The following is a 17,855-nucleotide window of genomic DNA, read 5'->3' as shown; positions in this document are numbered from 1 at the left end:
GTGCCTGACACCTAACGAAATGTTGGTGTCAGGCACTTTATTTATTTGGCTGTGTTAAAACTGGCTGTTGATTTTCGCTCCAGGCACTTCGCTTACGCGGGCGGTCAAATGTTTTTAACACTGCCATTTATTTAAGGATCTCTTTAAATTCTTTCCCCCTTTGTACATAGTGTTCGCTGGACATTTGCAGCAATTCTAGGTCTTTTTTGGTTATATCTCGGACTACTTTACCTGGAGAACCCAATACAAGTGAGCGGGGTGGGATTTTAATCCCTCCAGCTAAGAGTGTATTTGCCCCAATGATACAATCCTCACCAACCTCGACATTATCCAACAACGTTGAACCCATTCCGATAATACAACGTTTCCCGACTTTGCAGCCATGCAAAATAACATTATGGCCAATGGTAACATCATCTTCAATTACGACTGGAAAACCTTCAAATAAGTGAATCGTAGAATTATCCTGGATACTGCAGCGTTCTCCAATGATAATGGGACCATCATCCCCGCGTAATACCGCATTAAACCAGACAGATGAGTCCTTGCCAATCCTAACATCACCGATTAGATAGGCCCCAGGCGCTACGAACACAGAATCATGGACAGCGGGGGATACCCCTTTGTAGGGAATAATCATATCAATTTCTCCTTTTAAATATCAGAATTATCTTTCTATTAATCTCACTATACCACGAAAAGTACTTTTATGATGAAATAGCATCTATTTTTGGTAAAATATGAAATTTTGCATCGATTCTATGTTCTAAACTGTTGAACGCAAAATTATTTTGCGTGTATCAACGAATTATTTATTTTGCGCAAAAATATTTTGCTCTAAAATAACAAAGAATCCTTTATTTATGCAAAAATACAAGTTGGCACGGAACTTGCAAATAAGTTTAATGTAGCAAATAACAAGGGGGAACAACAATTGAAACCGTATACACATGAACCATTTACAAATTTTGAAGATGAAAAAAATATACAAGCTTTTCAAGATGCACTCGCATATGTGCAATCGCAACTTGGCAAAGATTATCCAGTCATAATCGGGGGAGAAGCGATTATGACAGAGGAAAAAGTAACTTCGATCAATCCAGCCAATAAGGAAGAAGTCATTGGCCGGGTTTCAATGGCCGACCAAGATCTAGCAGAACAGGCTATGCATGCCGCATTAACCACATTTGAAACTTGGAAAAAGTGGAAACCTGAACATCGCGCCAACATTTTATTCAAAGCAGCTGCGATCTTACGCCGTAGAAAACATGAGTTTTCAGCGTATCTTGTGAAAGAGGCCGGAAAACCATGGAAAGAAGCGGATGCAGATACAGCAGAAGCAATCGACTTTATCGAGTACTACGGACGCCAAATGCTTCAATTGAAAGAAGGCTCACCAGTTAATAGCCGGACAGGAGAATTTAATCAGTATCACTATATTCCACTAGGTGTAGGGATTATTATTTCCCCATTTAACTTCCCATTAGCGATTATGGCTGGAACAACGATTGCAGCAATCGTTTCTGGGAATACAGTTCTGCTTAAGCCAGCAAACACTACCCCAGTGGTGGCGGCAAAATTTGTTGAGTTGATGGAAGAAGCAGGACTTCCAAAAGGCGTTTTAAACTTTGTGCCTGGAAGCGGTGCGCAAATTGGTGATTACCTTGTTGATCATCCAAAAACACGCTTCGTATCCTTTACTGGTTCACGCGAAGTTGGCTGCCGTATTAATGAACGTGCTGCCAAGGTTCAACCAGGACAAAAATGGATCAAACGAGTCATTGCAGAAATGGGCGGTAAGGATACCGTAGTTGTAGATAATAATGCTGATTTAGATTTAGCTGCAGCAAGTATTGTTTATTCCGCTTTTGGCTTTTCAGGACAAAAATGTTCTGCAGGTTCCCGTGCAGTCATTCATCAGGATGTCTATGATATCGTCCTTGAAAAGGTTGTTGCACTAACAAAAACCCTAACTCTTGGTAATCCTGAAGATGCAAATACGTATATGGGACCTGTTATTGATGGAAAATCCTTCAAAAAAATCATGGATTATATTGAAGTAGGGAAGCAAGAAGGCCGACTTATGACTGGCGGCGAAGGCGATGATTCTAAAGGTTACTTCATTCAGCCAACTATTTTCGCTGATTTAGATGAAAATGCCCGCTTGATGCAGGAAGAAATTTTCGGACCAGTTCTAGGAATTAGTAAAGCACGTGATTTTGATCATATGATGACGATTGCTAATAATACCGACTATGGTTTAACGGGTGCACTGATTACCAAAAATCGCGAGCATATCGAACGTGCACGCCAGGAATTCCATGTGGGGAATCTATATTTTAACCGTACCTGTACCGGTGCCATTGTTGGATATCAACCGTTTGGCGGTTTCAATATGTCCGGAACAGATTCCAAAGCGGGCGGTCCTGAATATTTACTGCTTCACATGCAAGCAAAAACAACATCTGAAACACTATAAAAAACACATCTTACAGGCCTCGACAGGCGGTGGTTACTCGACCTGTCGAGGGGAATGAAGGAGGAACTATCATGACGATTACTGAAACGAACAAAACGAATCAAATTATTGAACAAACACATAAATTCGGTGCTAATAACTATCATCCACTGCCAATCGTTATTGCAAAGGCAGAAGGAGTTTGGGTTGAAAGTCCAGAAGGAAACCGTTATATGGATATGCTTAGTGCTTATTCAGCCGTGAACCAAGGTCATCGTCATCCGAAAATTATCCAAGCATTGAAGGACCAAGCTGATAAAGTTACATTAACATCACGTGCCTTTCATAATGATCAACTTGGACCGTGGTATGAAAAAATTTGTCAGTTAACAAATAAAAATATGGCTCTCCCAATGAATACTGGAGCTGAAGCGGTTGAAACAGCTCTTAAGGCTGCTCGCCGCTGGGGTTATGATGTAAAAGGAATTGCAGAAAATCAAGCAGAGATTATTGCCTGTGTAGGGAATTTCCATGGCCGGACAATGGGTGCTGTTTCTTTATCATCTGACCCAGAATATAAGCGCGGCTTCGGACCAATGCTTCCTGGTATTAAATTAATCCCTTATGGTGATCTCGAAGCATTGAAAGCGGCGATCACACCAAACACAGCTGCATTTTTAATTGAACCTATTCAAGGTGAAGCCGGAATTATCGTCCCTCCAGTCGGATTCTTGAAAGCAGCTTCTGATCTATGTAAAGATAACCAAGTCTTGTTCATTGCTGACGAAATTCAAGTTGGCTTAGCGCGTACCGGTAAAATGTTTGCCTGCGACTGGGAAGATGTGAACCCAGACATGTTAATCTTAGGTAAAGCCTTGGGTGGCGGAGTATTCCCAATTTCCTGTGTCGTGGCGAACTCGGATGTATTAGGGGTATTCAACCCAGGTTCTCACGGTTCAACATTTGGAGGGAATCCACTAGCTTGTGCCGTGTCACTTGCTGCACTGGCGGTAATTGAAGAAGAAAAACTAGCAGAACGCTCGCTTGAATTAGGTAAATACTTCATTGAAAAAATACAGTCCATCAATAATCCAAAAATTAAATCGGTCAGAGGAAGAGGATTGTTTATCGGGGTTGAACTTACAGAAGCCGCAAGACCATATTGTGAGATTTTAAAAGACAAAGGTTTATTATGTAAAGAAACTCATGATACGGTCATTCGTTTTGCACCACCGCTTACAATCACCAAAGAAGAAATTGATTGGGCTTTTGAAAAAATCCAAACGGTATTAAGTTAATTTTGTAAAATTAGGCTTTGTTAAATGACATTATGGGTTTAGCCACTTTGTTGATTGGAGCGGAGGGCACGAGACTCCTGCGGGAAAAGCAGGACTTGGGAGACCCCGCAGGCGCAAAGCGCCGAGGAGGCTCCCAGACTGCCCGTGGAAAGCGAAGTGCCTGGAGCGAAAATCAACAGGGGATTTTTAACAGAGACTGAAATATAAGCAATTAATCTATTAGACGACGGGGTGTCTGGCATGTCTGTTAAATCGACGGTAACGGAAATGGAACAAAAACAACAAGAGGAAAAAGAATCTTTAAATTTATTCAAGTCTACGCAAACAATTATTCAACAAGCATTATCTAAATTAGGCTATACAAATGAAATGTATGAATTATTAAAGGAACCGATCCGATTATTAACGGTCAGGATTCCCGTTAGAATGGACGATGGTACGGTCAAAATATTTACTGGTTATCGTTCTCAGCATAATGATGCGGTTGGTCCAACCAAGGGCGGTGTCCGTTTTCACCCGGAAGTGGATGAAGAAGAGGTAAAAGCATTGTCGATTTGGATGAGCTTAAAATGCGGAATTACCAATCTCCCATATGGCGGCGGTAAAGGCGGCATCATCTGTGATCCGCGAAACATGTCCTTTAGAGAACTTGAAAGCTTAAGCCGCGGTTATGTTCGGGCAATCAGCCAAATTGTTGGACCGTCAAAAGATATTCCGGCCCCAGATGTTTATACCAATTCACAAATTATGGCATGGATGATGGATGAGTACAGCCGTTTACGTGAGTTCGATTCACCGGGCTTTATTACAGGTAAGCCAATCGTTCTTGGTGGTTCACAAGGTCGTGAAACAGCAACTGCTCGTGGTGTAACCATTTGTATTGAAGAAGCAGTGAAGAAAATCGGAAAGGTGCTGCCAGGCGCCCGCGTTGTTATTCAAGGCTTTGGAAATGCCGGAAGTTATTTAGCGAAGTTTATGCATGATGCCGGTGCGAAGGTAGTTGCGGTATCCGATGTGTATGGCGGTATTTACGATCCAAACGGACTAGATATTAATTACTTGCTCGATCGAAGGGATAGCTTCGGCACATTCTCGCAATTATTTAAAAATACGATCACAAACCAAGAATTACTAGAATTAGAATGTGATATTCTTGTCCCAGCAGCCATTTCTAACCAAATTACTGCCCAAAATGCTGCCAATATTAAAGCGCCGATTGTCGTGGAAGCCGCAAATGGTCCAACTACACTTGAGGCAACCAAGATTCTCACTGAGCGTGGTGTCATCCTTGTGCCTGATATCCTTGCTAGTGCAGGCGGTGTAACCGTATCTTATTTTGAATGGGTACAAAATAATCAAGGCTATTATTGGACCGAAGAAGAAGTGGATGAAAAACTTAAGAAGGTAATGGTCGGTTCTTTTGAAACGATCTATCAAACGGCTAAAACACATCAAGTGGATATGCGTTTAGCGGCTTATATGGTTGGTATAAGAAAAGTAGCAGAGGCTTCTCGCTTCAGAGGATGGGTATAAAAGGATAAGGTTCTCCTAGCCTGAATGAAATCTCCCTACGTGGATGGACAGAAAAAACCTATATCTGATCTATGACTGTCAAGAATAAAAGGAGTGAAGAACTTTGTCAAGGGAAGCTATTATCAGTCCATGTTCTGGTATTGTTGAAACGGTTTGTACCGAGGAAAACAACCACGTATACGAGTGGGAGAAATTATTTTTAATTAAGACAGAGGACGGTAGTATTGAAGAGATTGCAGTCGGAATCAGCGGGCATATCACCTCTTTATCAGTTAAGAAGGGTCAAGTAGTAAATACTCAAACAATCCTCGCAACCATCCAAGATGATTTGTTAATTACAGGATCCGATTAAGGAACAATAATTACTATTTTACAAACTCTTTCCATTTATTTGGAGAGAGTTTTTTACTGGATTCATTTTTGGAGTAAAATTTTTTGCGAAAATGAAAAATATTTTACAAAATATAGTCTTATGACCTTTGTCATGAAGAGAAAATTCTTAAGGTAGAAAAACTAGTAGGGGAGGAAACTAGAAAAAGAGTAGGATATGTCATTGAACAATAGAGTTTGCCATTCGCACCTTAAAAACAAAAACTATTTAATAGTATTCCCCTTATTTTAAAGCCGACAGGAATTGATTTATTGCAATTAAATCTATCTTGCTGTCGGTTTACCTTTTATAATTGAGGAAAGGAATAATTTGTTAGGAGGAGCAGGATGACAAAGACAATTTTTACAAATGGGACCATCTATACATTTGACAGAGGGCAGCCGTTAGTGGAAGCGGTGGTTGTTGAGAATGGGAGAATTATAGATACTGGCTCACACCAAGATATAAACTTAAAATGGGGCAGAACCGGGTCAACCATCGTTGATTTACAAGGGAAAATGGTTACGCCCGGATTGATCGACAGCCACCTGCATCTTTCAGGTGTGGCATTCAACTTTCTAGATCTTGATTTAACAGGGGTTAAATCGAAAAGCGAAATGCTAGAAAAAATTAGGAACAAGGCGAAAACAGTGGCACCCGGTAAGTGGCTGGTCGGTATGGGCTGGGATGAAAATCTGTTTACGGAAGGAAACGTTCCAACAATAGAAGAATTAGACCATGTAGCCCCACACTGTCCGGTTTACCTAAAGCGGATCTGCCACCATGCTTTTTTGGTCAATAGCAAGGCTCTCGAAATGTCTCAATATCATCCGGCGAACGCTGTACCCACAGGAGGAACGGTCGTTCTTGATCCGATTACCAAAAATCCTAGCGGCTTACTGCTCGAATCGGCTTCTCAACTGATCACCAAATACATACCGGAGCGAACCTATCAAGAGTTAAAGGCTGGTTTACAGAAAGCGATGCAATTTGCAGTGAAAAAAGGGTTAACCAGTGTCCATACCAATGATCCTGCTTATTTAGGCGGACTTGATTCGACCTATAAAATGTATGACGAATTGATAAATCATGAAGCACAAGGTTTACGCTGTAATCTGCTCATTGATTATCCCTTTCTTCATCAATTGAAAGAAAGAGGGATGTATGCCGGTTTCGGAAATGAGAAATTACGAATCGGAGCAATTAAAATTTTTGCTGATGGGGCTTTTGGAAGAAGGACCGCGCTGCTATCAGAGCCTTATCTTGATCAACCAGGACAGTTTGGAGACGCCATGTATGAACAAGAAACCCTTTTTCAGGTCGTTCAAGAAATAAGAGCGCATTCCATGCCTCTAGCTGTCCATACGATAGGCGACAAGGCGCTTGAACTGGTTCTAGATGTACTTGATCAACTCCCATCAGTGGAATACCGTGATCGGATCATTCACACGTCCTTGGTTCGTGATGATTTGGTAGAGCGCCTTGCAAACCCAAGCCGGGTTGCGGATATTCAACCAAGATTTGTGGTTGGGGACTACCCATGGGTGAAAGAACGAGTTGGAGAAAAACGGGAGCTATATTTATATGCATGGAAAACGTTACTCGATTCTGGTGTTGTGTGTGCCGGTGGATCTGATGCACCTGTTGAACCTGTCGATCCATTGCTCGGTATTCATGCCGCGGTCACCCGTAGAGCTCCTGGGGATTCACATGAAGGCTGGAATGCAAAAGAGAAGCTTTCCATGCTTGAGGCAGTTAAGCTATTTACAGTTGGAGGCGCATATGCCACAAATGAAGAACATCAAAAAGGGTCCATTTCAAGAGGGAAGTTAGCTGATTTCACGGTTTATTCTCACAACCTAATTACAATGGAGAATCCTGACGAACTACTCCACACTGAGATTGAAATGACGATTATTGATGGAGAAATTAAATTTCAAAAATAAGGGAATTAAGTCGTGAATAGAAGTCTGCACGGATGAAAGCGCTTTATAATTAACAAAATAATTAAAATAGTCAAAAAATATTGACAGCCTGTTTTTTCAGTGGTACCCTTATAAAAAAATTGAAGAAGAATCAATGATGAGAAGAGTAGAGTAAGCCCTTGTTCCACAGAGAGTCGACAGTTGCTGAAAGTCGATGTCAGGACCTATTCGAAGATCATCTCGGAGATGTGTAGCTGAAACGATGAAGTAAGCTAGACCGGAAAGTCCGCCGTTATAATGGAACACGTACTGGAATGGTACGATGAATCGAGAGCCGCAGTGTTCGTTTGCTGTGGAAGTAGGGTGGTATCGCGAGTTAACTCGTCCCTATACTATTGGGGACGGGTTTTTTGTGTTTTAAAATGGATTGATATTTTTGAAGTTTTTTATGGATGCAACAATTTAGGAGGGAAATGAAAGATGAATCAACAAGTCGATAAGAAAGTGTTTAATGTGGAGGATATTATTATTGCAAGTCATACCATTAAGGATGAAATTTCACCAACTCCCCTGCAGTATAATCACTTGTTGTCAGAAAGATATGGCTGTCATGTCTACTTGAAACGCGAGGACTTACAAAGTGTTCGTTCCTTTAAAATCCGCGGGGCGTATAATCGAATTAAAAAACTAAATGAGGACGAGTTAAAGAATGGAATTATCTGTGCAAGCGCTGGAAATCATGCGCAGGGCGTTGCTTATTCTTGTCATCTCTTAAATATTCACGGGAAAATCTTTATGCCGAGCACAACACCAAAGCAAAAGGTTAAGCAAGTTAAATTTTGGGGCAAGGAAGATGTTGAGATTGTTTTGGTCGGAGATACCTTTGACGATGCCTATGAAAAAGCAAGGGAATGCAGTCAAGAAGAAAATCGGACCTTCATCCATCCGTTTGATGACCATGATGTCATTGCTGGACAAGGAACGGTTGCCGTTGAACTACTTAATGATTGTCCCGAAAAAATTGATTACTTATTTGCCGCAATTGGCGGCGGAGGGTTAATGTCTGGAGTAGGAACGTACTTAAGACATTATTCTCCTCAAACACAATTAATTGGGGTGGAACCCCTAGGTGCTCCAGGTATGAAGGAATCCTTTTTAAAAGGAGAAGTGACATCATTAAAAGAAATTGATCCATTTGTAGATGGGGCAGCGGTAAAAACAGTTGGTTCGTTGACCTTTAATATTTGTAAGGAGATCGTTGACGATATTCTTGTGGTTCCAGAGGGCAAGGTATGTACTACACTATTATCTTTATACAATGAAAATGCCATTGTAGTGGAGCCGACGGGTGCACTTTCAGTTGCAGCCTTGGATATGTATGCAGAAGAAATCAAAGGGAAGACGGTGGTCTGCATCGTCAGCGGCGGTAACAATGATATTGGCCGTATGCAGGAAATTAAAGAACGTTCAAAAATCTATGAAGGACTGCAGCATTATTTTATTGTCCAATTCCCGCAGCGTCCAGGGGCCTTACGTGAGTTTTTACTTGATGTCCTCGGACCAAACGATGATATTAGTCATTTTGAATATACGAAAAAGAATAATCGCGAAACAGGCCCAGCCTTGGTAGGAATTGAACTGAAGGATAAGGGAGATTACTCGCTGTTGATTGAACGAATCAAAGCGAAGGGATTTTTATATCGTGAAGTAAATAATGATAGTACCCTATTTCAAATGTTGGTATAGTTCCATACTAATTTGTGGAGGTCGAAAAGACAGGTTTCGACCTCTTTTTGGTGTTTTATAGGTATTAAAAGCAACTTCTTGCACTATTTTGCTTAATAGACTCTTAACAAATGATACAATTAAGGTATAATATTATTTGTCAATGATAGAAACATCAAATAAGTAATGAACTCCTAAATATTATTTTGAACGCTGCTGATGATGCAGATTAGTTCAACGTGATCATTTTGTGTAGATTCAAATGCGGAAAGAGAGTGTTCGAAAATGGGTCGTAAGTGGAACAATATTAAAGAAAAGAAAGCTTCAAAAGATGCCAATACAAGCCGTATTTACGCTAAATTTGGAGTTGAAATTTATGTAGCAGCAAGACGGGGTGAACCCAATCCTGAATCCAATCAAGCATTAAAATTCGTGCTTGAACGCGCAAAAACATACAATGTACCGAAGCACATTATTGACCGTGCAATCGAAAAAGCAAAAGGCGGTTCAGAGGAAAGCTATTCCGAACTGCGTTATGAAGGATTCGGACCAAATGGTTCCATGGTGATCGTTGATGCCTTAACAAACAATGTAAACCGTACTGCATCAGATGTACGTGCAGCTTTTGGTAAAAACGGCGGGAACATGGGTGTAAGTGGCTCTGTGGCCTATATGTTCGATGCAACAGCTGTTATCGGTGTGGAAGGTAAAACGGAGGAAGATGTTCTTGAATTATTAATGGAAGCAGATGTTGACGTCCGTGACATTATTGAAGAAGAAGATTCTGTGATTGTTTATGCCGAACCAGAGCAGTTCCATGCTGTGCAAGAAGCATTTAAAAATGCTGGAGTTACAGAATTTACTGTAGCTGAATTAACAATGCTGCCGCAAAATGATGTCACACTTCCAGAAGATGCACAAGCAAAATTCGAGAAAATGATTGATGTCTTAGAAGAATTAGAAGACGTTCAACAAGTGTACCACAATGTTGATTTAGGTGAATAAACGTTAAAGCAGACCTTGAATGAGGTCTGCTTTTTTTATTGGGTGATGTCAGTTCGTCACCGTTTAACAGCCGATAATATAAAAATGGTAGCAATAATGGAAATGGAACCAATCCATTCAGCCGGACCGAATGATACTTGGAGCCAGGCAACAGCTAAAAAGGCCGCTGATAATGGCTCGACACAGGCAAGGAGACTGGCTTCAGAAGCTTGAATGTACTTTAGACTTTCCATAAAGCAAAAAAAGGCTATTAATGTACCGAAAAGGATGACAAAAACCACAGCAACAAACGATGACAAACTCCATTGACCTTGAAACTTCCATGGCGGATGAATCAAGCTAAAGCCAATCCCGCCAATCAACATTCCCCAGCCTACTGTAAGAAGAGATCCCCATTTATCTAATAAACTTCCTGGATAGAGAGTATAAAAAGCGAGGGCAAAAGCCGATAGAATACCCCAAGTAAAGGCAGCGCCGGAAATAGTAAGTGAATCAATCGTTCCTTTTGTGACAAGTAGGAATGTTCCAAAAAGGGCTAATCCTATCGCCATGAGTTCATGTTTGGCAGGTAATTTCTTTGCCCGGAAACTTAAGTAACAGACAATAATGACAGGTGCAAGGTATTGCAGTATTGTTGCTGTTGCTGCATTTCCAGTTTCGATGGCTGCGAAATATGTATATTGAACGCCAAACATGCCAATCAACCCAAAGATGACTAGGCGAAAGATATCCTGTTTATTTGTCCAAATGCTCCAGATAGATTGTTTCATCACCGTGTGCGAAAAAAATAATAAACCCAACCCAGAAAAAATCAGCCGGTTAACAACTAACCAATTCGTACTAAAACCCTGTTTTTGAAATAAGTATTGAGCTACCGTTCCTGAAATACCCCAAAAGGTTGCCGCAATCAGCACTAAAATGATGCCTCTTGTCCTGGGCCTTGGGGAGGAAACCGCTGCCACTTGCGAATTCATCCTATCCCTCCATTGTGAAACATTAATAAAATAGTAATCTTTTAATATATCTTTGATTATATCACGTTCTTAGAAAAAAAATGCCGCTCGGAAATTTGGAATTTACGATTAGATGGAAGAGATATCTTGCCCGTGTCCTTTGACAAAAAGGGTCAACGGTAACGAATAGAGTGTAATCGTGCCCCTGGGCACTGAAAATTGATGTCGGCGGTAACGAATAGAAGCTAATCATGCCCGTTACCCTAGAAAAAAGGAGTCAACGGTAACGAATAGAGGATAATCATGCCCGTTGCCCTAGAAAAAAGGAGTCGACAGTAACGAATAGAGGATAATCATGCCCGTTGCCCTAGAAAAAAGGCGTCAACGGTAACGAATAGAGGATAATCGTGCCCGTTACCCTAGAAAAAAGGCGTCAACGGTAACGAATAGAGGATAATCATGCCCGTGCCCCGAAAAAAGGAGTCGGCGGGGCGATTAGAGATTAATCGTGCAACTCAGGTCGTCTTTTAGCTTTATCCCTTTAAACTATGTTATTATTTATCATAATTACAACTGAGAAGGGATGAATAAGATGTCATTGGAAAGTGTTAAGGCCCATTTTAAACAATGGAATCGTGATCATGATGTTATGGAATTTGAAACCTCTAGTGCAACAGTGGATCAAGCTGCTGAGACGATTGGAGTCGCTCCTGCTCGAATTGCAAAAACTTTATCTTTTCGGGGGAGCGAGGATAAGGCTATTTTAATCGTGGCTGCTGGGGATGCAAAAATTGATAATAAGAAGTTCCGACAGCAATTCGGTTTCAAAGCGCGGATGCTCACACCTGATGAAGTCCTAGAGCAAACAGGACATGCCATTGGCGGTGTTTGTCCGTTTGGCCTGAATAATGAACTGGGTGTGTACCTGGATGTCTCCATGCAGCGCTTCGAAACACTCTATCCAGCTTGCGGCAGCACAAACTCTGCGATTGAATTAAGCAAAGAAGAGTTATTTACGTTTTCCAATGCTAAGGACTGGATCGACGTTTGCAAAGGTTGGGAAGAAGAGGGAGAATCTGACGTTAATCATGGTAGTCTGATTACCAATGAGGCTGAATAAGCCCCTCAACGGTAGCATGTGGAATTGTATAATGCGCTTGACTTAAAAAAGACTAGGCAATTTGCCTGGTCTTCTGCTAATTAATCCACCTATTACATAAAACTCTCACCATTATCATGATTAAACAGCCATTCTATTCCAAACTTATCTTTTACGGAACCGTAGGCTTTGCTCCAGAACGTTTCTTGAAGCTCCATAACTACCGTACCTCCCTCTTTCAATTTGTTAAAATAGGAAGTAATCTTATCTATGTCCTTATTTACAATTGCTAGACTTATGTTAGTACCAGCTACAAATGGATGACCTGGAAAAACATCAGAAAACATTACATTGCTTCCATCAATGTTAAGCCTTGTATGCATGACCAAGTTTTTTGCTTCTTCTGGAAGTGTATATTCTGGGTTCGGCGGCGCTTCCCCAAAGGTCATAATGTGCGGCTTTTCTAATCCAAAAACCTCCGCGTAAAACTCTGCTGCCTCACGACAGTTCCCATTAAAATTTAGGTAAACATCAACAGACATGTGCAATAACCCCTTTATTTTAAATTGTAATCATTGGTAATTGTACCATTTAGACAAACAATATCAAACTTATCTCTAGCTGAGGAAGGACAAACCTCATACCCTGACTTAAATAAATAATTTAGTTTCCGAGCGAATACAATAAAACAAAATCTATTTTGAATTTTGCAGAAATGAGGGTGGTGTGTGATGAAATTCAAAATACATCGATGTAATTGCCGGAAGCTTTGGTCGATTCAAACACGAAAATCAAAGTTTACCGCACTTTCCCTTCTCCTTGATGGCAGCTGGGGTACTGAATTGAAACCTCAACGGAAATATAACCCCAAGGGATTTGTGACCACAAACACAAAACAAGATATTATTGTTAATCCTCCTATTGAAGCAGTAGCGAAATTTGAAAAAGTAGCAAAACTGATTTACGACAAAAAGAATGTTAATTTTAACGTGAACCAGGGCGAGTCCTTATTTTTCTCCGAAGATGGCACGTGTTATCTGCTAAAAAAATTGTAACTTACGCCTTTTAATAATCCAAATTCTTCTGAACAAAATCTCCAATTTCGTCAATAGCCTGTTGACCTTCAGGAATGGCAAACGTTTGAAAAACATGCCACATCTCGTCCCATACTTTAAAAGTTACTTCGACACCTGCTGATCGTGCACGATCGACTAGTCGAGCTGAATCACTTAAAAGAATTTCATCGTTCCCAACATGAACCAACATCGACGGAAGTCCAGACAAGTCCGCATATATTGGTGATACCAGTGGATGCCGAGGATCCAAATCCCTAATATATAGTGCTGGTGTCGCCCGTGATGCATCCGGAGATAACCATGGATCTACGTAAGCCCTAGTTTCCATTGATTCGCCTGTACCTTCCATATCTGTCCAAGGAGATAAGAGTACGGCCAAAGCTGGCAAGGCTTCATTTTCTTCTTTTAATGAAAGAAGCGTAGCTAATGTTAGACCTCCACCTGCTGAGTCGCCGCCGATAATAATCTTATCAGGTGTAATCCCGGAGGAAATCAACCAGCGATACACTTTGATGGCGTCTTCAATCGCTGCTGGAAATGGGTTTTCTGGTGCAAGTCGATATTCAGGGACTAATACGCGTGCAGCAGTCGACCGTGATAGCTTCGAGGCAAGATAACGATGGGTATTACAGCTTCCCATTATGTATGCTCCACCATGAAGATAAAGAAAAACTCGGTCTTCCACCGCATTAGGTGCCATTACCCATTCAGCTGAGATTCCCTCGATGCTTGTTTTTTCTACAATGATGTCCTGTGCCACAGGGGTTAGGGCTGATAATGCTTCTAGTCCTTTTCTGGCTGTTTCGATGTCAAATCCTGCTGTTTGGTTTGCCTTTGATGACATTAAATATTGTCTAACTTGTAGACTTTCTTGACTTGCCATGACGTTTTTCCCCTTTCACCTTAAAATGTAAGCGTGTACATATAGATATTTCTCTACAATTCTATTAATTCCTCCATAATATAACAACGAATTTATGAACAAAAACCCCCGCATCTAATAAGCGGGGGTTTCATTATTATCTCGGGGTGATCGGTTTTACGGTAATAGCAGGGGATGTTGTTGAAATGATACATCCGTCTAATTGTTCAGGTTTTAAAAAGCCTAAATGAAGGGCGGCCTTGATTTTTATATCATCTGGTTTTTTTACTACCTGGATGAGTTCGTTCATCTGTAATTCTTCTAATCTTTTAATGGTTTCAGCTTCGTTATATTTTTCTGTTTTCCGAATTTGGCGTTGGAGCTTGTAGCCGCTTATCGTAATTTCTCCTTTGTGATCAGAGCCAACCAGATGATTAAAGTAATGTTGAAAGGTATCCTTTAAATCATTCATTTCCAATTCTATTTCTTTTTTCTGCTTATTCAGTTCGTAATACTTTACCAACATTTCTCCTGTAATCACACTAACATCGTTCTTCCCCATGTAACCGCCTCCTGTTGCGAACGTATATTCCTATTTTATGTTTCCCTCCTTCAAAAAATAACCTTTTTAGTAAAAGCCATGTAATATATCTTTTGACAATTTTTGAACAAGATTGTTTTTTCTGTCATGGTGTCAGGCACCATAGAATATACAAGCGGAGAAATTGTGGAAAGAAAAAACATTTGCTTTCTTGTGTAGTTAATGGCAAGCTATATTAAGATTAAAAACTTCATTGGAAAGAAATGAATAGGTGATTAACATGATTGAGATTAAGACTTCCAAGCTTAGTGATGGGGAATTGAATAGAGGGGTATTTGCGACTCGTGATATCGCAAAAGGTGAGCTGATACATGAAGCACCAGTTATTCCTTATCCAAATGAGGAGCATGTTCATATCGAGAAAACATTGCTTGCTGATTATGCATTTGAATATGGAATCAATCACACAGCGCTTCTTTTAGGATATGGGATGCTATTTAACCATTCGTATGAGCCCAATGCTACATATGAAATTAATTTTCCAAATCACACCTTCGACTTTTACGCATACAAAGATATCAAAGCAGGGGAAGAAATCCTTATCAACTATAATGGGGAAGAGGACAATAATGACCCCCTATGGTTCAATAAAGAAGAATCCGAAAATGAAGAAAAGGACAGAGTATAGCAGGTTACCTGCTTGCGCTGTCTTTTTTTCTTTGTCTAAAAGGTCTTAATCGATGAACAAGTGGTAACACTTAGATTAGCGGTAAATTAGGGTCTAGGAGGGCTATAAATGACGAAGCAAGAGATGATTGAACTATTGATTTTAATTGAATCCGTCTATGCAAAGTTCATCCTCAAAAATGAGACCGTCCTTTCGTGGTTAAAATATAGCCAGATCATGGATTATGATAAAGTAATGGAAAACCTCCAACACCATATTAGGAGAAGTCCTTATCCTCCGACCATTTCCGATCTAATCATGCGTGGTGCCATAAAAACTGATTTACCAAGTATCCTGCCGGAAAGGGAGCAATTAGACCAACAAAACAGATATGACAGACCAATACCGACATGGATGCTAGAGTATTCACTTAAAAAAACTTTTCCACTCTGAATCTATTTAGCTGAGCTGTACTCCTCACCGATAAATGTGCAACATAACCATAGTATTAATCCTGGAATAATCATAGGACTTTAGAAATATGATGTCATAGGGCATGTTTATTTTTACCTATGTGATTGCCAGAAGACCGTTATTTCCATCAAGATGGCAATCCCGTAGAAAACTAAAAAAGGGGTGAAAGCTTGAAAAAGATATTCGGTTTGGGTTTATTTATTTTAATGATTGGATTATTAAGTGCTTGTAGTGATGATGATTCATCAAAAGAACCTGCAAGCAAACCAGCAAGTGAACCGGCGACAGCATCGGCTGGTGATGACATTTTTCAAAAAAGCTGTATCACCTGCCATAGTTCCGGTGACATTACTGGTGGTCAAGTAAAACTGGATTCAACGAAAATTCATGCCGATTTTCAAAAGAAAGAAGATCTTTATAGTTTTGTAGAAAAGAATATGCCTAAATCTGCTCCTGGTTCCTTATCAAAGGAACAATATGAAGCTGTGGTCAATTATTTATGGGATCAAAAGCAATAGAAAATAAATGAATATAAACAGTCTAGAGCCCGGGATGCCACCGGGCATTTTTGCATTCGTTCATCAAATGAAGGATTACTCGATTCGAAAATTTCAATAAATTGAAATATCTGTTATTATTAATATGGTTGGAAAATCTTCCTAATCCTTTCTAGCAATGGTGCAAAATGGGATGATCAGAGGGATATTTATAATATTGCCTCACAGCTAGTGATATCCCTTTGGCAATATTGGTTGCCATTGTATAAATAAGATGAAGGTTGGTCGAAAAAATAGAACATTCCATTGTCGGGTCGTTATCCAAGACAACCCCCATAATGCTGCAATCTCCAATTGGGGGAAGGTTTTTACCCAAGCCAGAACCAGGCAGCAAGGAACTGTCACGAACAACAATGGAGTTAACGAATCTCTTTGAACCTAGAACACTATCAATCGCAATGACAAAACTATTTTTGGGCAGAGTGATGCGTGAAACTCTCGGCACAAGTGCTTGTGCATCTAAAGGAGACAGAAGGTTTCCGACTACTGTCAAATGTTTGGGATATAGATTTTGAAGTAAGGTCCCAACAAAAGGACCAAGACTATCGCCATTTATAATATTTGAACCTATTCCCATCACGAAAATATGTTCTGTTCCTTCTGGAATGATAGAATGTAAGCTGTCTCGGATAAATAGTGGTGCCAGCTTATGATTAAATGGAATCATTCTTTCAAACAAAGCGCGCTTAACGTCCAAACCGTTCATGTTTATTTTCCCCCAAGTCAAATAATTCTAAATGAGCTTTGAATAAACGAACAAATCTTGTGATTAAATGATAATGTTTTAATATTCTGTATTTACTTCAAATAATCCTTCCCTATTATTTGAAAAACAATCTATCTTGTAAGGAGGAATTGAAAAATGATCATCCAAAAAGCTACCATTCATGACCTGGAGTCATTGACCGAACTATTTGATTTATATAGGATATTTTATGAGCAAGAGTCTGATAGGGAGGGGGCACGAGAGTTTTTAAAAGCTAGATTAGTGAACGATGAATCTGTCGTTTTTTTAGCGGTCGATGGGAGTGCTCCTGTTGGTTTTGTTCAGTTATACCCATCCTTTTCATCTGTCAGCATGATGCGGTCATGGGTATTAAATGATTTGTATGTAAAAAAACAATTCCGTGGTAAAGGTGCAGGGGAGAAGCTAATCCAAAGGGCAATTGAGTTTGCAAGAGAAGGAGGAGCAAAAGGAATTATGCTTGAAACGGGCAAGGGGAATCACAATGCCCAACGACTTTATGAAAAAATCGGCTTTGAAAGGGAATCACACTATTTCTATTATTATTCCCTTTAAAAAAAAGGATGC

19 protein-coding genes and 1 other annotated feature are annotated in these 17,855 nt (G+C 40.2%); of the genes, 13 read left to right on the top strand and 6 right to left on the bottom strand.

Annotated elements, in window-relative coordinates; all coding sequences use genetic code 11:
- Positions 1-127: 127 nt before the first annotated feature.
- Entirely contained in the window at positions 128-640 is a 513-nt protein-coding gene (locus KW850_RS15195) for a gamma carbonic anhydrase family protein (protein WP_218348420.1), read from the bottom strand.
- Positions 641-934: 294 nt separating this feature from the next.
- Between KW850_RS15195 and pruA the strand changes: the two genes are divergently transcribed.
- From pruA to KW850_RS15160, 7 genes are all read left to right on the top strand, one after another.
- Positions 935-2,479 carry an L-glutamate gamma-semialdehyde dehydrogenase gene (gene pruA, locus KW850_RS15190; RefSeq protein ID WP_218348419.1) on the top strand — a complete coding sequence of 515 codons (1,545 nt, stop codon included), beginning with the start codon at positions 935-937 and terminating at the stop codon, positions 2,477-2,479.
- A gap of 71 nt (positions 2,480-2,550) precedes the next feature.
- On the top strand, positions 2,551-3,756 hold the full coding sequence (locus tag KW850_RS15185) for an ornithine--oxo-acid transaminase (RefSeq protein WP_256358266.1): 1,206 nt from the start codon (positions 2,551-2,553) through the stop codon (positions 3,754-3,756).
- A gap of 267 nt (positions 3,757-4,023) precedes the next feature.
- The gene (locus KW850_RS15180) at positions 4,024-5,289 is read left to right on the top strand and encodes a Glu/Leu/Phe/Val family dehydrogenase (protein WP_218348441.1); all 1,266 of its coding nucleotides are present in this window, start codon (positions 4,024-4,026) and stop codon (positions 5,287-5,289) included.
- A gap of 103 nt (positions 5,290-5,392) precedes the next feature.
- A complete protein-coding gene (locus KW850_RS15175; RefSeq protein WP_218348418.1) occupies positions 5,393-5,641 on the top strand; it encodes a biotin/lipoyl attachment domain-containing protein in 249 nt (82 codons plus the stop codon).
- A gap of 365 nt (positions 5,642-6,006) precedes the next feature.
- Positions 6,007-7,605, top strand: a complete 1,599-nt coding sequence (locus KW850_RS15170; RefSeq protein WP_218348417.1) for an amidohydrolase — start codon at positions 6,007-6,009, stop codon at positions 7,603-7,605.
- A 124-nt stretch (positions 7,606-7,729) separates the two neighbouring features.
- Positions 7,730-7,976 (top strand) — a binding site (T-box leader).
- Positions 7,977-8,064: 88 nt separating this feature from the next.
- A complete protein-coding gene (gene ilvA, locus KW850_RS15165) occupies positions 8,065-9,330 on the top strand; it encodes a threonine ammonia-lyase IlvA (RefSeq protein WP_218348416.1) in 1,266 nt (421 codons plus the stop codon).
- Positions 9,331-9,594: 264 nt separating this feature from the next.
- A complete protein-coding gene (locus KW850_RS15160) occupies positions 9,595-10,314 on the top strand; it encodes a YebC/PmpR family DNA-binding transcriptional regulator (RefSeq protein WP_218348415.1) in 720 nt (239 codons plus the stop codon).
- Positions 10,315-10,370: 56 nt separating this feature from the next.
- On the opposite strand, the gene KW850_RS15155 is transcribed toward KW850_RS15160, so the two are convergent.
- Positions 10,371-11,288, bottom strand: coding sequence for a DMT family transporter (locus tag KW850_RS15155; RefSeq protein WP_218348414.1), 918 nt, complete (start codon positions 11,286-11,288; stop codon positions 10,371-10,373).
- A gap of 571 nt (positions 11,289-11,859) precedes the next feature.
- Between KW850_RS15155 and KW850_RS15150 the strand changes: the two genes are divergently transcribed.
- The gene (locus KW850_RS15150; RefSeq protein WP_218348413.1) at positions 11,860-12,387 is read left to right on the top strand and encodes a YbaK/EbsC family protein; all 528 of its coding nucleotides are present in this window, start codon (positions 11,860-11,862) and stop codon (positions 12,385-12,387) included.
- Positions 12,388-12,479: 92 nt separating this feature from the next.
- Here the strand turns inward: KW850_RS15150 and KW850_RS15145 are convergent, their stop codons facing one another.
- Positions 12,480-12,908: a VOC family protein gene (locus KW850_RS15145; protein WP_218348412.1), complete on the bottom strand. Its 429-nt coding sequence runs from the start codon at positions 12,906-12,908 to the stop codon at positions 12,480-12,482.
- Positions 12,909-13,097: 189 nt separating this feature from the next.
- Here KW850_RS15145 and KW850_RS15140 point away from each other — a divergent pair, with 189 nt between their 5' ends.
- A complete protein-coding gene (locus KW850_RS15140; protein WP_218348411.1) occupies positions 13,098-13,421 on the top strand; it encodes a hypothetical protein in 324 nt (107 codons plus the stop codon).
- 10 nt (positions 13,422-13,431) lie between these two features.
- On the opposite strand, the gene KW850_RS15135 is transcribed toward KW850_RS15140, so the two are convergent.
- Both KW850_RS15135 and KW850_RS15130 read right to left on the bottom strand, forming a co-directional pair.
- On the bottom strand, positions 13,432-14,325 hold the full coding sequence (locus KW850_RS15135; RefSeq protein WP_218348410.1) for an alpha/beta hydrolase: 894 nt from the start codon (positions 14,323-14,325) through the stop codon (positions 13,432-13,434).
- Positions 14,326-14,461: 136 nt separating this feature from the next.
- Positions 14,462-14,866 (bottom strand): hypothetical protein, encoded by a 405-nt coding sequence (locus KW850_RS15130; RefSeq protein ID WP_218348409.1) that lies wholly within the window; start codon positions 14,864-14,866, stop codon positions 14,462-14,464.
- Between the two features lie 259 nt (positions 14,867-15,125).
- Here KW850_RS15130 and KW850_RS15125 point away from each other — a divergent pair, with 259 nt between their 5' ends.
- The 3 genes from KW850_RS15125 (at position 15,126) to KW850_RS15115 (ending at position 16,504) form a co-directional block, all read left to right on the top strand.
- Positions 15,126-15,533, top strand: coding sequence for an SET domain-containing protein (locus KW850_RS15125; protein ID WP_218348408.1), 408 nt, complete (start codon positions 15,126-15,128; stop codon positions 15,531-15,533).
- Positions 15,534-15,641: 108 nt separating this feature from the next.
- Entirely contained in the window at positions 15,642-15,965 is a 324-nt protein-coding gene (locus KW850_RS15120) for a hypothetical protein (RefSeq protein WP_218348407.1), read from the top strand.
- Positions 15,966-16,156: 191 nt separating this feature from the next.
- A complete protein-coding gene (locus KW850_RS15115; RefSeq protein ID WP_218348406.1) occupies positions 16,157-16,504 on the top strand; it encodes a c-type cytochrome in 348 nt (115 codons plus the stop codon).
- Positions 16,505-16,655: 151 nt separating this feature from the next.
- Here the strand turns inward: KW850_RS15115 and yyaC are convergent, their stop codons facing one another.
- A complete protein-coding gene (gene yyaC / locus KW850_RS15110; protein WP_218348405.1) occupies positions 16,656-17,249 on the bottom strand; it encodes a spore protease YyaC in 594 nt (197 codons plus the stop codon).
- 156 nt (positions 17,250-17,405) lie between these two features.
- Here yyaC and KW850_RS15105 point away from each other — a divergent pair, with 156 nt between their 5' ends.
- Positions 17,406-17,843 (top strand): GNAT family N-acetyltransferase, encoded by a 438-nt coding sequence (locus KW850_RS15105; RefSeq protein ID WP_218348404.1) that lies wholly within the window; start codon positions 17,406-17,408, stop codon positions 17,841-17,843.
- The last annotated feature ends 12 nt before the right edge of the window (positions 17,844-17,855 follow it).

Source organism: Bacillus sp. sid0103, from assembly GCF_019219025.1.
Note: the sequence above shows the minus strand (reverse complement) of the source record. Positions and strands in the feature narration are given on the sequence as shown.

Excerpts from the sequence above, each read along its gene's own strand:
- KW850_RS15195 (WP_218348420.1), bottom strand. The coding sequence starts at position 640 with ATGATTATTCCCTACAAAGGGGTATCCCCCGCTGTCCATGATTCTGTG.
- KW850_RS15185 (WP_256358266.1), top strand. The coding sequence starts at position 2,551 with ATGACGATTACTGAAACGAACAAAACGAATCAAATTATTGAACAAACA.
- KW850_RS15180 (WP_218348441.1), top strand. The coding sequence starts at position 4,024 with ATGGAACAAAAACAACAAGAGGAAAAAGAATCTTTAAATTTATTCAAG.
- KW850_RS15170 (WP_218348417.1), top strand. The coding sequence starts at position 6,007 with ATGACAAAGACAATTTTTACAAATGGGACCATCTATACATTTGACAGA.
- ilvA (WP_218348416.1), top strand. The coding sequence starts at position 8,065 with ATGAATCAACAAGTCGATAAGAAAGTGTTTAATGTGGAGGATATTATT.
- KW850_RS15160 (WP_218348415.1), top strand. The coding sequence starts at position 9,595 with ATGGGTCGTAAGTGGAACAATATTAAAGAAAAGAAAGCTTCAAAAGAT.
- KW850_RS15155 (WP_218348414.1), bottom strand. The coding sequence starts at position 11,288 with ATGAATTCGCAAGTGGCAGCGGTTTCCTCCCCAAGGCCCAGGACAAGA.
- KW850_RS15150 (WP_218348413.1), top strand. The coding sequence starts at position 11,860 with ATGTCATTGGAAAGTGTTAAGGCCCATTTTAAACAATGGAATCGTGAT.
- KW850_RS15145 (WP_218348412.1), bottom strand. The coding sequence starts at position 12,908 with ATGTCTGTTGATGTTTACCTAAATTTTAATGGGAACTGTCGTGAGGCA.
- KW850_RS15140 (WP_218348411.1), top strand. The coding sequence starts at position 13,098 with ATGAAATTCAAAATACATCGATGTAATTGCCGGAAGCTTTGGTCGATT.
- KW850_RS15135 (WP_218348410.1), bottom strand. The coding sequence starts at position 14,325 with ATGGCAAGTCAAGAAAGTCTACAAGTTAGACAATATTTAATGTCATCA.
- KW850_RS15130 (WP_218348409.1), bottom strand. The coding sequence starts at position 14,866 with ATGGGGAAGAACGATGTTAGTGTGATTACAGGAGAAATGTTGGTAAAG.
- KW850_RS15125 (WP_218348408.1), top strand. The coding sequence starts at position 15,126 with ATGATTGAGATTAAGACTTCCAAGCTTAGTGATGGGGAATTGAATAGA.
- KW850_RS15120 (WP_218348407.1), top strand. The coding sequence starts at position 15,642 with ATGACGAAGCAAGAGATGATTGAACTATTGATTTTAATTGAATCCGTC.
- yyaC (WP_218348405.1), bottom strand. The coding sequence starts at position 17,249 with ATGAACGGTTTGGACGTTAAGCGCGCTTTGTTTGAAAGAATGATTCCA.
- KW850_RS15105 (WP_218348404.1), top strand. The coding sequence starts at position 17,406 with ATGATCATCCAAAAAGCTACCATTCATGACCTGGAGTCATTGACCGAA.